The organism is Pseudomonas sp. (assembly GCF_035277045.1).
GTDB lineage: Bacteria > Pseudomonadota > Gammaproteobacteria > Pseudomonadales > Pseudomonadaceae > Aquipseudomonas.
The window spans coordinates 1-13,645 of sequence record NZ_DATELE010000093.1 but is presented as its reverse complement, the minus strand read 5'-3'; the positions used below and the strand labels follow the sequence as shown (position 1 = coordinate 13,645).

The window sequence follows — 13,645 nt, the reverse complement described above, 5'->3', positions numbered from 1 at the left end:
TACCCATCCAGTGAGAGCGGGCCCGCGAACGGGCCGCCACTGATCACGACGCGACCCCCTCGAACCTCGCCGCCACGATCTCCTCTGTCAACGCCCGGTACAGGGCCTGCTCCGCCTCCCTGCGCATGGCCACCAGCAACCGCCCCGCCTGGTCAAACAACCCGCTTTCGCCCACATAGCGGTCCGACACCAGGTCGATCCGCTGCAGCACACCTTCGACGCGCCACACCAAGCCCGGCACATTGCCCATCTGCTGCTCCAGCGCCCGGACATAGCGCTCCGGCACGGCAGGTCCCGTATAGGCACCCCCGGCCGCGCCGGCCTCGCTCATCTCGGTGTAATACTCCGACGCGGCGCTCCATTGCCCTGCGAACGCCTCGAACGCGGCAGGTCGCAAGCGCCGGACCCAGGCCTGCCAGAAGCGCTGCTCGCTGGCCCAGCCAGCCAGCAGGGCGCCGTCGACTTCGCTGAGCACGGCGTGCTCTAGCCGCTGCAAGGTCTCTACGCTCAGGCGCCCGAGACCGCCGAACAGGAGCTCCTGCGGCTGCACCGGCAGATTCAGGCGCGCTTGCAACTGGATACGCGCATACAGCGCCATCTCGATCTCGTCGACCAGATGGTTGGGCTCGGTCAGGATCTCGTCGCTCAGGTCATCGTCCGGATGCAAAGGTGGCGCCGCCTGGCGCGCGGCTTCATCGGGCGCCTCGGCCAGGGCACGGCGGCGCGCGACGCGGGCGCTGTACAGCTGGCCCACGCGCTCGTCCAGCCGTCCCTGGCGCAGCAGGCCGGCGGCGGCGCCCAAGGCAACCGCTTCGTCGGCGGCGCCGGCCTCGGCGGTGGACACGGTCCACCACATCGTCACCTCGGTTTCGATGCTCTGGAACAGCAGGCTGGCCTGGTCGACGCAGCCTTGCGCGGCGTCATTGATGTCATCGAGCACCTGCTGGTGCAGCTCGGCCTGTCCCCAGACGCCATCGGCCTGTTCATCGGCCGACATGGTGAGCGCCCTCAGCACACGGGCCAGACGTGCATGCATCAGCCCAGGGTTGTTCTGATAGTCGGGACTTTCACGCAGGCGGGCGAACAGGTCGTATAACGGCGCCCACTGAGGGTCGTCAGCGGTGAGTGTGCGGTGCGCTTCAAGGTCCAGTGGCAAATCCTCATACCAGGCGGCATCGGGTTCGAAGTCGGGAACCACGGCAAACCCTGCGTCCGCCAGGTTGGCCTGCGCGGTTTCGCTCCACGGGTTGGCGTTGAAGTCGTAGATCACCTCATCGCCTTGCGGGTTTATCGCACGGGCAAAGGCGCTGCCGCGCAGCGCTGGCGCCTCGGTCAGCCGATTGCCGCTGAGGTCGAGACGCTCCAGCACCAAGGGTTCTTGCTCGAGCAATGCCTGCAATCCGGCGGGCCACTGACGGATTTCGGTAGAGGCAAGGTCCAGCTCGCGCAGCGACCTCCAGCCGGTAACGTCGGGTGCGAGCTGCAACGGGTTTTCTTCCAGGAACAGCACTTCCAGCCGGTCAAGGCTGCCCAGCGCGGCGCGGCTCTCGACGTTCAGCGTGATGTCATTGGAGCCCAGGCTCAGGCGGGTGAGGGCGGGCCAGTCGCGCAGCGCTTCGAAATGCTCGGCCTCCAGCGACAGGCTGTTGAGGTCAAGTTGCAGCGAGGCCAAGGAGGGCAGCTGGCTCATGCGCTGCAAGGTCACGACCGGCAGCACGTCGACCGCGTCGGTCAGGTTCAGGCGTTGCAGGCCGGTGAGTCGCGTGAGCAGGCCCAGGTTGCGTTCGTCGTCCAGTTGCAGGAAGTTTTCTGACAGGTCCAGGGACTGCAGTTCGGCAAACCCGGCCACCTCTTCAGGGATGAAACGCAGCAGGTTGGCGGCGATGTCCAGGTGCTGCACCCGTGGGAACGCCGGAAGGAAACCACCCAGGTTGTGCGGCCCGGTGCTCTGCCAGCCATTGACGGTCAGCCGCCTGACATGCACGAGTGGGTCTGGCAGCTGCGGGAGCGGGCCGAGGTGGCGTGCGTCGAGGGTGAGGGCGACGAAATCCGGGTTGCCGAAGTCTTCAGGCGGGCCTTGCCGGCGCCAGGCCTGGCGGATGGCGTGCGCGGCTTCCACCCGGGCGCCGCGGCGCTGGCTTGCATCGTCCACGGACACGCCGGTGGAGTCCTGGATCCAGCCATCAAGGGTCGCATCGAGGCGGCGCAGCTCGTCGCGCAGACGCTCCAGCAACCTGCCGAAGGCGCCAGCGCGAGTGCCTGCCTCTTGTCGCAGACGCTGGCGCAGGAGTGCGCGATCGTCAGCATCACCGGCGGGGAACAGTGAATCGAACAGTTCGTCCTCGGTCACCCAGCCTCGGCCGCGACCGCTCAGTCGATAGCCGATGCGCGCGTCATCGATCAGCCGCGTGGGCAGCCTGAACATTGGGCGTACTGGCGCCATGCCTAGCTGAAGGGCGCAGCGCCGCCGATCGCTAGCGGCTTTTTCGAACAGCGCGTCACGTAGCGCCAGGGGCTCGTGAATCTGCAGGTCAAGTGCCGTGCGCGCCTCGTCTGGCAGGGCATTGAGCAGGGCCTGCCAGAGGTCCACGGGGCTGGCCAGGGCCTGGCCCGTTTCGTCGAGCGGCTCGTAGCCGTGCGCGCTGCGCAGGAGGGTTTTCAATGGACGGCCTTCGGGCCCGGCCGCCGCGATCAGTGGACCGTCGATGCGCTGTTCTCGCAGCTCAAGGCGCAGGGTGTCGGTCCAGCCAGGCAGCCTTTCGAGATTGGCGAATGCCAGCCTGTCGCGGTCCTCGACCGGGCCCTGTTGCTGATGGAAGCGTTGCAAGGCTCGGTTCAGGCGCGCCTCGCGCAGGTACAGGCGAGCCGTCTCGGCGAGAGGCAACGGCAGGCGGCCGGTGCCGCGCAGCTGGCTCAGGGTATTGGCGTCGGCCTGAGCAAGGATCTCGGCGCGGGCCCTGGGACTCAGGGACGGGAAGTCGCGGCCCAGGACGAGAGCGTCGACACTGGCCGGCACAGCGGCCGCGGGCGCTGTGGCCTCCAGCGCCTGCAGGCTGTCGAGCAGGAGGGCGGGGGCACGGCGCTGGTCGACCATGATGCGGCGCACGGCCGCTTCGCTGTAGCCGGTGCAGCGCAAGGCACGCAGCAGGGTATCGTCGCTGACGTCCGCTGTGCAGGCGCCCAGGCGCCGCGTTAGCGTAGGGGTGCGCCAGGCCAGTGGTTGTTCGTGCTCCAGGCGCCATGGCACATCGTCATTGCCAAGCAGGGTCGGCGAATGCTGCTGGCCTTTGGCCGCAGCCAGCTGCCATCGGCCCTTTCCCTGTACCGGTTCCAGCGGCAGGGCCTTGCCTTCCAGGGCAAGCCAGGGTTCGCCTTGCCAGTCATGCAGGCCATCGGTGGCGGCGGACGCTGCTGGTGGCCATGGCGCCTCGCGAGTGAAGGGCGTGAGGTCGCCATGCCAGAGCCGACGTCCCGATTGGCCAGGAATGCTCGTCCAGCCTTGCAGGGGGCCTGGCGCCTCGAAGGCGCCATGGGCGGCGCCGAGCACGGCGAACTGCAGCAGGTTGTCGAATACCTCGAACAGGTGGGCGATGGCCGCATCGGCTTCGCCCTCGTCGAGCGCATGCACGCCTTCGAGAAATTCATCGACGATCTGCGCGCCGCCCACGGCCAGCATCAGCTCGCCCAGGGCCGGCACGAAAAGGCTGACTGCGTTGAGCACGCTCAGCCCGACACCCAGCCAGCCAAGCAGGCGTGCCTGACGCGCGGCGGCATCCAGCTGGGCGACCGGCACCGCCAGGCTGGCGGCATCTGTCAGGGTGCGTTGCACCTGAGCCCGCGCGCGGGCGGCGAAGCACTCGGCGCTCCATGGGGTCAGGGTCAGTGGCAGCCGGGCGTTCTGGTCCAGGGTCTGCTGCCAGAGGTCGTGGGGATCCGGGAACAGACGCTTGATCCAGCTGAAGGTCTCGCCCTTTTTCAGCACCGGTGGCTCCGGGTGCAATTGCGCGTACGGGTAGCGCGGGTAGAGGGTGTCACGCAGCCGTGCGGCAAAGGCAGGCTGCTCGGCGTGGCTGACGTAGCGGTTGAAGAACTGCCGGAAGGCTGGCATCCACAACCGCTTGGTCAGGACCAGGCCCACCGCTTGCAGCGACCGGTACTGGCGCACCGCGCCCTGCGGATCGCCTGGCAGGTACAGCAGGCAGGGCTCGGTCTGGCCATCGGGTTCCAGGCGCACCAGCAAGGGCCCGGCGAGGGCGAAACCGAGCAGGCTCAGGTAGCCACAGTTCAGGGCCCGCACGCCGCCGCCCGGTGCGGGTATCTCGCTGGCGCCGTCCAGCGCCGCCTCGCCCAAGGCTTCGCCGCGGCTGTCGATACGCCCTTGCAGGCGCGCGATGGTCAGCTCGGCGGCGAAGGCGGCGCGGTCCTGTTCGCGCAACAGGCCGCGAAAGTGATCGTTGTCGACGACGTCGCCCAAGGTGTGCTGGTAGCGCTGTCCAAGATCGAGATTGCGAACACCGCTGACGAACAGCGTGCTGTCCACATTCAGCGGCTCGGGCGCATCAGGGCTGGCGTAGAGCGAAACGGACGTGCCGGCATCGAAATTCTGAAGCGCCGCTTCCAGCCATGACAGGGTGTGCAGCCTGTCGGGGGTGCGCACTTTTACCTGTGCGGTGTCCACCGCGGGCAGCATTACGCCTGGGTACCAGCGCGCCAGGGCGTCGCGCAGCAGCGGGCGGCTGAACGTCTCGACCGAGGGGATGGCGGCCATGGCGCTGGCCAGCTGCCGGGCGGCGCGGTGGCTCTGGCGTAGCCGCGCCTTGAGCAAGGCGCGCTGGCCTGGGGTGGCCTGACAGAGCCAGCCCGGCAGGCGCTGGTGGATCGAGGCAAGGTCCAACGGCAATGAATGTGGCATGGTGCTGCTCCCTTGAGATGAAGAGCAGCGAGACTAAAGACGCCGGACACCCGCCCTGGGCTATCCGGTTAACACCTGTGCTCAGCCGGCGATGCGGTTGGGGTCCAGGCCCAGTTCGCGCAGGCGCTTGTACAAGGTGGTGCGGCTGATGCCCAGGCTTCTCGCCACGGACGAGACGTTTCCCTGGGCCGAGCTCAGCAGGCTGGCAAGGTCGCTGGCCATCGCCGGGCGTCCCGCTGGCGGCACGTCCAGCTGCTCGGCGAGGAAAGCCGCGGGCAAATGCTCCAGGCCCACCGGCCGCGCGCCTGCCAGTGCCAGGGCCACTTGCAGCACGCAGCTCAGCTGGCGCAGATTGCCCGGCCATGGGTGGCGCAGCAGCAACTCGAGCACGTCGCTGTCCAGGCGATGCGGCTGGCCTGGCTCACGGTACTGGGCATGCACCTGCTCGATCAGCGCGCGGCGGTCGCTGCGCTCGCGCAGCGGCGGCAGCACCAGGGTGAGCCCGGCGATGCGGTAGTAGAGGTCCTGACGAAAGCGCCCAGCGCGCACTTCGGTGCTGAGGTCGCGGTTGCTTGCCGACACCACGCGGATGTCCACGGCAACCGGCTCGCCGCCGCCCAGTGGCTGGATGCAGCGCGCCTGCAGCACCCGCAGCAGGCGCGCCTGGGCAGGCGGTGGCATGTCGCCGATCTCGTCGAGAAACAGGATGCCGTGGTCGGCCTTGCGGATCATTCCGGCGCTGCCCTTGTGATGGGCGCCGGTGAAGGCGCCTTTTTCGTAGCCGAACAGTTCCGCCTCCACCAGTTCGGCCGGGATCGCCGCGCAGTTGACCGCCACCAGCGGCCCTTGGGCCCGGCTGCTGGCGCGGTGCAGGGCATTGACGAAGACGTCCTTGCCCACGCCTGTCTCACCCTGGACCAGCAGGGGAATATCCTTTTCCAGCAGCACCCCGGCCTGGACCAGGGCTTTGTCGACACGCGGGTCGCCGGTCTGGCCGCCCGTGGCCGGCCACGCGCCTGTCTTGCTGGCAAGCGGCGCCTTCCACAAGCAGTGGAAGCGGTTGCGTCCGGTGGCCTGAAGGGCAAAGGCCCGGGCTTCGGGCTGGGCGAGGAGCCGCGCCAGCGGTGTCTGAAACAAGTGCTCGAGGGTGCGCTGCAAGGGGTTCTGCCCCAGCAGGCTATCGGCACGGTGATTGGCCGCGAGCACCTGGCCGCGCTCGTCGAATACCAGCAGGCCCGCCCAGGAGCTGTCGAGGTTGTTGGGCCCGGTGTTGAACAGCAGCTGCCGGTGGAGGGTGCCGAACTGCGCGAGGATAAGGCGGTTCTCCAGGCTCTGGCCCATCATCCGCACCAGGCCCAAGGTCTGTGAAGCGGGCAGATAGCTGTCGCTGGAAACATCCAGCACGCCCACCAGTTGCCGCTGCGCATCGAACAATGGCGCCGCGGCGCTGGCCATGAAACGGTTCTGCCTGAGGTAGTGCTCGTCGTGCCCCACATGCACCGCGGCGCCACAGGCCAGCGCGGTGCCGATGGCATTGGTGCCGACCCCTTGCTCGCGCCAGTGCGCGCCGGCGGTGAAGCCGTGCTGCTGGCGAGGGTCGATGAAGCGTCGGGTGCCCCAGGCGTCGAGCAGGCAGCCCTGGGCATCGCTGAGCATGACCAGGTAGCTAGAGTTGCCCAGCAAGGAGGCGTGCTGCGGCATGACCTCGTCGCGAGTCATCTGCAGCAAGGCCTGCTGGCGCTGGAGCAAGGCACGCAAGGCGCTGGCGTTCAGGCTATCGAAGTCCGGGGCACTGCCCGGGTCGAGGCCGTAGTCGCGGCAACGCGCCCAGGAGGCCTGGATCAGTTGGGCATGGGTCGAAGGGGAGGCGGCCATGGGCCTGTCCTGTGTGATGTTGTTGTTTTTGCCGACCGGTGTTCAGTGTTGTTCAGGAGTGTTCAGTTGTACAGGAAGCTGGACAGGGGGCGGTTGCGGTGGCGGGGCTGGGAGGGCTTGATCATGGGCGCTCCCGCCGTTGCGGGGCAGTGGCATGGATTTCGCTGGGCAGGGGGACAACTACAAGAAGGTCATCCCATGTCACTGGTGCTGGAGCATGTGTGCCGTAACGTCGACGGGCAAGCGTGGATCGCGGATGCCAGCCTGCGATTCGAGCCGGGTTCGTTCAACGTGCTGCTGGGCCGGACCCTAGCCGGCAAGACCAGCCTGATGCGCCTGATGGCAGGGCTTGATCGCCCGGACCAGGGACGGGTGCTGATGAACGACGAAGATGTGACCGGCCGTCCGGTGCGCCAGCGCAATGTCTCGATGGTCTACCAGCAGTTCATCAACTACCCGACCCTGAGCGTGTTCGAGAACATCGCCTCGCCGTTGCGCCAGGCACGCCTGCCGGAACAGCAAATCCGCCGCCGGGTGCAGGAAACCGCGCGCATGCTGCGCATAGAACCCTATCTCGAGCGCCTGCCACTGGAACTTTCCGGCGGCCAGCAGCAGCGCACGGCCATGGCCCGGGCGCTGGTCAAGGACGCGGGACTGATCCTGTTCGACGAACCCCTGGTCAACCTCGACTACAAGCTGCGCGAAGAGCTGCGCCAGGAAATGCGCGCGCTGTTCGCCGCCCGCCATTGCATCGCTGTGTACGCCACCACCGAGCCCAACGAAGCGCTGGCCTTGGGCGGTACGACGACCGTGCTGCATGAGGGCCGCATCGTCCAGAGCGGCCCTACCGCGGAGGTCTACCATCGCCCCGGCAGCGTGCTGGCCGCCGAGCTGTTCAGCGAGCCGCCGATCAACCTGGTGCCGGGGCGTATCGCTGGCAACGAGGTGAGTCTGGCCGGCGCCGTGCACTTCGCGATGAACGCCGACCTGCGGCGCATCGGCGACGGCGAGTACCGCTTTGGCGTGCGCCCCAGCCATATCAGTCTGGTGCCGTCCAATGACGATGACCTGGAGCTGGCGGTGCTGGTGGAGCTGGCCGAGATCAGTGGCTCGGAGACCTTCCTGCATGTGCGCAACGAACACTGGCGGATGATCCTGCACCTGCCGGGCGTGCACGAGTACCCGGTGGACACGCCGATCCGCGTGTTCATTCCTACCCACAAGCTGTTCGTTTTCGATGCGGCCGGGCAGCTGGTGCAGGCACCCGGTCTGCGCGAAGCGAGGGTCGCCTGATGGCCGAGATCCGTCTGCAGCACCTGGCCCACAGCTACAGCCGCCATCCCGGCGGCAGCGACGACTACGCGCTGCGCCAGCTGGACCATGTCTGGGAGCAGGGCGGGGCCTATGCCTTGCTCGGCCCTTCGGGGTGCGGCAAGTCGACCTTGCTCAACATCATCTCTGGGCTGCTCAGTCCGTCCCAGGGGCAGGTGCTGTTCGATGGCAAGGTGGTCAACGCGCTGTCTCCCCAGCAGCGCAACATCGCCCAGGTGTTCCAGTTCCCGGTGGTGTACGACACCATGAGCGTGTTCGACAACCTGGCGTTTCCCCTGCGCAACCAGGGTGTGCCAGCGGCGCGGGTGCGCGCCAAGGTGCAGGAAATCGCCGAGGTGCTCGACCTCGCTGGCGTGCTGGGCAAGAAAGCGCGCAACCTCAGCGCCGACGAGAAGCAGAAGGTGTCCATGGGCCGCGGCCTGGTCCGCGACGACGTGTCGGCGATCCTCTTCGACGAGCCGCTGACGGTGATCGACCCACACCTCAAGTGGAAGCTGCGGCGCAAGCTCAAGCAGATCCATGAGCAGTTCAACATCACCATGATCTACGTCACCCACGATCAGCTGGAGGCCTCGACCTTCGCCGAGCGCATCGCGGTGATGCATGGCGGGCAGATCGTCCAGTTCGGCACGCCGCGCGAGCTGTTCGAGCGCCCGCGCCACACCTTCGTCGGCTACTTCATCGGCAGCCCCGGGATGAATTTCATCGACGTGCGGGTCGACGCGCTCGGAGTAGCTTTCGGCGATGTGCACCTGAGGTTGCCCGAGGCCATGCGCAGGCGCCTGGCGCACCTTGCGGCCGGGCGTGTGCAACTGGGAATCCGCCCGGAATTCGTGCAGGTCTGGGACGCACCGTTCGACGAGGCCCTGAGCGCCCAGGTGGTCGACCTCGAAGACCTGGGTACCTACCGCATCGTCACCCTCGACCTGCAGGGAACGCTGATCAAGGCGCGGCTCGGCGAGGACCGGCCAGTGCCCGTCGGTCAGGCCTGGGTCACCCTGCCGGCGCAGTGGCTGATGCTCTACGTCGACGACCTGTTGCTGGAGGCCACGCCATGAACCGGGTGCCGAACAACAAGGCCTGGTGGCTGGTGCTGCCGGTGTTCGTGCTGGTGGCCTTCAGCGCGGTGGTGCCCATGATGACCGTGGTCAATTATTCGTTGCAGGATATTTTCGACCCCTCGAGCCGCTACTTCGTCGGCGCCGACTGGTATCGCCAGGTGCTGCAGGATCCGCGCCTGCACGACTCGTTGCTGCGCCAGTTCGTCTATTCGGGTTGCGTGCTGCTGATCGAGATCCCGCTGGGCATCGCCATCGCCTTGACCATGCCGGCCAAGGGCCGCTGGTCATCGTTGTGCCTGATCATCATGGCCATCCCGCTGCTGATCCCGTGGAACGTGGTCGGCACCATCTGGCAGATCTTCGGACGGGCCGACATCGGCCTGCTGGGGGCGAGCCTGAGCGCGCTGGGCATCAGCTACAACTATGCCGGCAATACCCTGGATGCCTGGGTCACGGTGCTGGTGATGGATGTCTGGCACTGGACCTCGCTGGTGGCCCTGCTGTGCTACTCGGGGCTGCGCGCCATCCCCGACGTCTACTACCAGGCGGCGCGCATCGACCGCGCCTCGGCGTGGGCTGTGTTCCGGCATATCCAGCTGCCCAAGCTCAAGAGCGTGCTGCTGATCGCGGTGATGCTGCGTTTCATGGACAGTTTCATGATCTACACCGAGCCGTTCGTGCTGACCGGCGGCGGGCCGGGCAACGCCACCACCTTCCTCAGCCAGACCCTGACGCAGATGGCTGTAGGGCAATTCGACCTTGGGCCGGCGGCAGCGTTTTCGCTGGTGTACTTCCTGATCATCCTGCTGGTGTCATGGCTGTTCTACACGGCCATGACCCATGCCGACAAGGACTAGACCATGAACCCGCGCAAGACGCTGCCCTTGCTGCTGTACTTCTTCTTCCTGCTGGTACCGATCTACTGGCTGCTGAACATGTCGTTCAAGAGCAACAGCGAGATCCTCGGCGGGCTGACCCTGTGGCCGCAGGCCTTCACCCTCGACAATTACCGGGTGATCTTCACCGACCCCAGCTGGTACACCGGCTACATCAACTCGCTGTACTACGTGTGCCTGAACACGCTGATCTCGCTGGGCGTGGCGTTGCCGGCGGCCTACGCCTTCTCGCGCTACCGCTTCCTGGGCGACAAGCACCTGTTCTTCTGGCTGCTGACCAACCGCATGGCACCGCCGGCGGTGTTCCTGCTGCCGTTCTTCCAGTTGTATTCATCGATCGGCCTGTTCGACACGCATATCGCCGTGGCCCTGGCGCACTGCCTGTTCAACGTGCCGCTGGCGGTGTGGATCCTCGAGGGCTTCATGTCCGGGGTGCCCAAGGAGATCGATGAAACGGCCTACATCGATGGCTACAGCTTCCCGCGGTTCTTCGTGAAGATCTTTGTCCCGCTGATTGGCTCGGGCATCGGCGTCACGGCATTTTTCTGCTTCATGTTTTCGTGGGTCGAGCTGTTGCTGGCGCGCACCCTGACCTCGGTGAACGCCAAGCCGATCGCCGCGGTGATGACGCGTACCGTTTCGGCCTCGGGCATCGACTGGGGCGTGCTGGCGGCGGCCGGGGTGCTGACCATCCTGCCCGGCATGCTGGTGATCTGGTTCGTTCGCAACCACGTGGCCAAGGGTTTCGCCCTGGGCCGGGTGTGAAGGAGGCAAGGCGATGGAGTGGATGGCCTGGACCCTGCCGACGGCGCTGTTCTTCGGCGCCATCGGCGTGCTGCTGGTCGGCATGACCTTGTACGAGCTGCGCCGCCCGTGCGTCGCGCGGCGTGGCGTGCTGCCGATCGTCACCACCCGTGGCGACCGGCTGTTCATCGGCCTGCTGGCTTGCGCCTACCTGCACCTGCTGGTCATCGGGCTCAGCGACTGGCCACTGTGGGTGGCCTCGCTGCTGTCACTGGTCTTGCTATTGGTGGTGATGCGCTGGGGCTAGCCGGACGGGTTCGGCGCGGCCTCATGGAATAACTCAAACGGGAGATCGCAATGTTCGACAACAACGAGAACCGGCGACAGCTGACCCTCGCGGCCTTGGTGGTATTGACCAGCCTGCACGCCAGCGCCTGGGCCGATGCCTTTGAGGATGCCGCGAAAAAATGGATCGACAGCGAGTTCAAGCCTTCGACCCTGACCCCGCAGCAGCAGCTGGACGAGCTGAAGTGGTTCATCAAGGCGGCCGAGCCGTTTCGCGGGATGAAGATCAACGTGGTGTCCGAGACCATCGCCACCCACGAGTACGAGTCCAAGGTGCTGGCCAAGGCCTTCAGCGAGATCACCGGGATCCGCCTGACCCACGACCTGCTGCAGGAAGGCGACGTGGTGGAAAAGCTGCAGACGCAGATGCAGTCCGACAAGAACATCTATGACGGCTGGGTCAACGATTCGGACCTGATCGGCACGCACTTCAGGTACGGCAAGACCCAGTCGATCACCGACCTGATGGCCAACGAGGCAAAGGACTACACCTCGCCGACACTTGATCTGAAGGACTTCATCGGCATTTCCTTCACCACCGCGCCCGATGGCAAGGTGTACCAGCTGCCTGACCAGCAGTTCGCCAACCTGTACTGGTTCCGTGCCGACTGGTTCGATCGGCCGGACCTCAAGGCCAGGTTCAAGGATAAGTACGGCTATGAACTAGGGGTGCCGGTGAACTGGTCGGCCTACGAGGACATCGCCAAGTTCTTCACCGAAGACGTCAAGGAAATCGACGGCAAGCGCGTGTATGGGCATATGGACTACGGCAAGAAGGACCCTTCACTGGGGTGGCGCTTCACCGATGCCTGGTTCTCCATGGCCGGCGGCGGCGACAAGGGCCTGCCCAACGGCCTGCCGGTGGACGAGTGGGGCATTCGTGTCGAGGATTGCCACCCGGTCGGTTCCAGTGTCACCCGGGGCGGCGACACCAATGGCCCGGCGGCCGTGTACGCGACGCAGAAGTATGTCGACTGGCTGCGCGCCTACGCGCCCAAGGAAGCCCAAGGCATGACCTTCTCGGAGGCCGGCCCGGTGCCGGCCCAAGGCAACATCGCCCAGCAGATCTTCTGGTACACGGCGTTCACCGCCGACATGACCAAGCCCGGCCTGCCGGTGATGAATGCCGACGGCACGCCGAAGTGGCGCATGGCGCCGTCGCCCAAGGGCCCGTACTGGGAGGAGGGCATGAAGCTCGGCTACCAGGACGCCGGGTCCTGGACCTTCCTCAAGTCCACCCCCGAGAAGCAGCGCGTGGCGGCGTGGTTGTACGCGCAGTTCGTCACGTCCAAGACCGTATCGTTGAAGAAGACCATCGTCGGCCTGACCCCGATTCGCGAATCGGACATCAACTCCCAGGCCATGACCGACCTCGCGCCCAAGCTGGGTGGGCTGGTGGAGTTCTACCGTAGCCCTGCGCGGGTGCAGTGGACGCCCACCGGCACCAACGTGCCGGACTACCCGCGGCTGGCGCAGTTGTGGTGGAGCCATATCGCCGAAGTCGCCAGTGGCGAGAAGACCCCGCAGCAGGCGCTTGATGGCTTGGCACGTGATCAGGACCGCATTCTGGAAAGGCTGGAGCGCTCGAAGGCCCAGGCGACGTGCGCGCCCAAACTCAACCCCGAGCGGGATGCGCAGTACTGGTTTGACCAGCCCGGCGCGCCGAAGCCCAAGCTTGCGAATGAGAAGCCGAAGGGGGAGACGGTGAGTTATGAGGAACTGGTGAAATCGTGGGAGGCGGGGAGGAAGTAGGGAGGTGAAGGCCCAGAGGCGGATATCGTGCTTTTGCAGCGCCGCGGGCGACGCTGCAAAAGCACGATATCCGCCCAGATCACTTCTTACTTATGCAGCTCCTCGGCCGCATACAACGTATTTTCCAGCAAGCACGCCCGGGTCATCGGCCCCACGCCGCCTGGCACCGGGGTGATCCAGCCAGCACGCGGCAGGGCGGTCTCGTAGACCACGTCGCCCACCAGCTTGCCGTCTTCCTGACGGTTGATGCCCACGTCGATGACGATGGCGCCTTCCTTGATCCACTCGCCCTTCACCAGGCCAGGCTTGCCCGCGGCCACCACCACCAGGTCGGCGCGGCCCACATGGGCGGCCAGGTCCTTGGTAAAGCGGTGGGTAACCGTCACCGTGCAACCGGCCAGCAGCAATTCCATCGCCATCGGGCGGCCAACGATATTGGACGCGCCGACAACCACGGCATTCATCCCGTAGAGATCGGCACCGGTGCTTTCCAGCAGGGTCATGATGCCTTTGGGGGTGCATGGGCGCAGCAGCGGGATACGCTGGGCCAGGCGACCGACGTTATAAGGATGGAAGCCATCGACGTCTTTGTCCGGACGAATGCGCTCCAGCAGCCGGGAGGCGTCCAGGTGTTCGGGAAGCGGAAGCTGAAGCAGAACGCCGTCGATTGCAGGATCGTTGTTCAGGCGATCGATCAGCTCGGTCAGCGCTTCTTGAGTGGTTTCGGA

The 13,645-nt window shown here is 66.2% G+C and carries 9 protein-coding genes; 6 read left to right on the top strand and 3 right to left on the bottom strand.

The window, feature by feature from the left end; genetic code table 11:
• Positions 1–43 precede the first annotated feature (43 nt).
• The gene (locus VJS90_RS03735) at positions 44–4,912 is read right to left on the bottom strand and encodes a dermonecrotic toxin domain-containing protein (RefSeq protein WP_324119239.1); all 4,869 of its coding nucleotides are present in this window, start codon (positions 4,910–4,912) and stop codon (positions 44–46) included.
• An 81-nt stretch (positions 4,913–4,993) separates the two neighbouring features.
• Positions 4,994–6,787 (bottom strand): sigma-54-dependent Fis family transcriptional regulator, encoded by a 1,794-nt coding sequence (locus VJS90_RS03730; RefSeq protein ID WP_324119237.1) that lies wholly within the window; start codon positions 6,785–6,787, stop codon positions 4,994–4,996.
• Between the two features lie 198 nt (positions 6,788–6,985).
• Here VJS90_RS03730 and VJS90_RS03725 point away from each other — a divergent pair, with 198 nt between their 5' ends.
• The 6 genes from VJS90_RS03725 to VJS90_RS03700 are packed head-to-tail and all read left to right on the top strand — an operon-like array spanning position 6,986 to position 12,917.
• A complete protein-coding gene (locus VJS90_RS03725) occupies positions 6,986–8,080 on the top strand; it encodes an ABC transporter ATP-binding protein (protein WP_324119235.1) in 1,095 nt (364 codons plus the stop codon).
• Positions 8,080–9,177: an ABC transporter ATP-binding protein gene (locus VJS90_RS03720; RefSeq protein ID WP_324119233.1), complete on the top strand. Its 1,098-nt coding sequence runs from the start codon at positions 8,080–8,082 to the stop codon at positions 9,175–9,177. Before VJS90_RS03725 ends, VJS90_RS03720 begins: the two co-directional genes overlap by 1 nt.
• Complete coding sequence (locus VJS90_RS03715; RefSeq protein WP_324119231.1) at positions 9,174–10,037, top strand: sugar ABC transporter permease; 864 nt, start codon at positions 9,174–9,176, stop codon at positions 10,035–10,037. Before VJS90_RS03720 ends, VJS90_RS03715 begins: the two co-directional genes overlap by 4 nt.
• 3 nt (positions 10,038–10,040) lie before the next feature.
• Positions 10,041–10,841 carry a carbohydrate ABC transporter permease gene (locus tag VJS90_RS03710; RefSeq protein WP_324119229.1) on the top strand — a complete coding sequence of 267 codons (801 nt, stop codon included), beginning with the start codon at positions 10,041–10,043 and terminating at the stop codon, positions 10,839–10,841.
• A 13-nt stretch (positions 10,842–10,854) separates the two neighbouring features.
• Complete coding sequence (locus tag VJS90_RS03705; RefSeq protein WP_324119227.1) at positions 10,855–11,127, top strand: DUF2160 domain-containing protein; 273 nt, start codon at positions 10,855–10,857, stop codon at positions 11,125–11,127.
• Between the two features lie 50 nt (positions 11,128–11,177).
• Positions 11,178–12,917, top strand: coding sequence for an ABC transporter substrate-binding protein (locus VJS90_RS03700; RefSeq protein ID WP_324119225.1), 1,740 nt, complete (start codon positions 11,178–11,180; stop codon positions 12,915–12,917).
• Positions 12,918–13,003: 86 nt separating this feature from the next.
• Here the strand turns inward: VJS90_RS03700 and folD are convergent.
• A partial coding sequence (gene folD, locus VJS90_RS03695; protein ID WP_324119223.1) for a bifunctional methylenetetrahydrofolate dehydrogenase/methenyltetrahydrofolate cyclohydrolase FolD occupies positions 13,004–13,645 on the bottom strand: 642 nt, incomplete at its 5' end.

What these genes read in the sequence shown, in the direction of transcription:
- VJS90_RS03720 (WP_324119233.1), top strand. Translation starts at nt 8,080, where the DNA reads ATGGCCGAGATCCGTCTGCAGCACCTGGCCCACAGCTACAGCCGCCAT.
- VJS90_RS03710 (WP_324119229.1), top strand. Translation starts at nt 10,041, where the DNA reads ATGAACCCGCGCAAGACGCTGCCCTTGCTGCTGTACTTCTTCTTCCTG.
- VJS90_RS03700 (WP_324119225.1), top strand. Translation starts at nt 11,178, where the DNA reads ATGTTCGACAACAACGAGAACCGGCGACAGCTGACCCTCGCGGCCTTG.
- VJS90_RS03730 (WP_324119237.1), bottom strand. Translation starts at nt 6,787, where the DNA reads ATGGCCGCCTCCCCTTCGACCCATGCCCAACTGATCCAGGCCTCCTGG.
- VJS90_RS03725 (WP_324119235.1), top strand. Translation starts at nt 6,986, where the DNA reads ATGTCACTGGTGCTGGAGCATGTGTGCCGTAACGTCGACGGGCAAGCG.
- VJS90_RS03705 (WP_324119227.1), top strand. Translation starts at nt 10,855, where the DNA reads ATGGAGTGGATGGCCTGGACCCTGCCGACGGCGCTGTTCTTCGGCGCC.
- VJS90_RS03715 (WP_324119231.1), top strand. Translation starts at nt 9,174, where the DNA reads ATGAACCGGGTGCCGAACAACAAGGCCTGGTGGCTGGTGCTGCCGGTG.
- VJS90_RS03735 (WP_324119239.1), bottom strand. Translation starts at nt 4,912, where the DNA reads ATGCCACATTCATTGCCGTTGGACCTTGCCTCGATCCACCAGCGCCTG.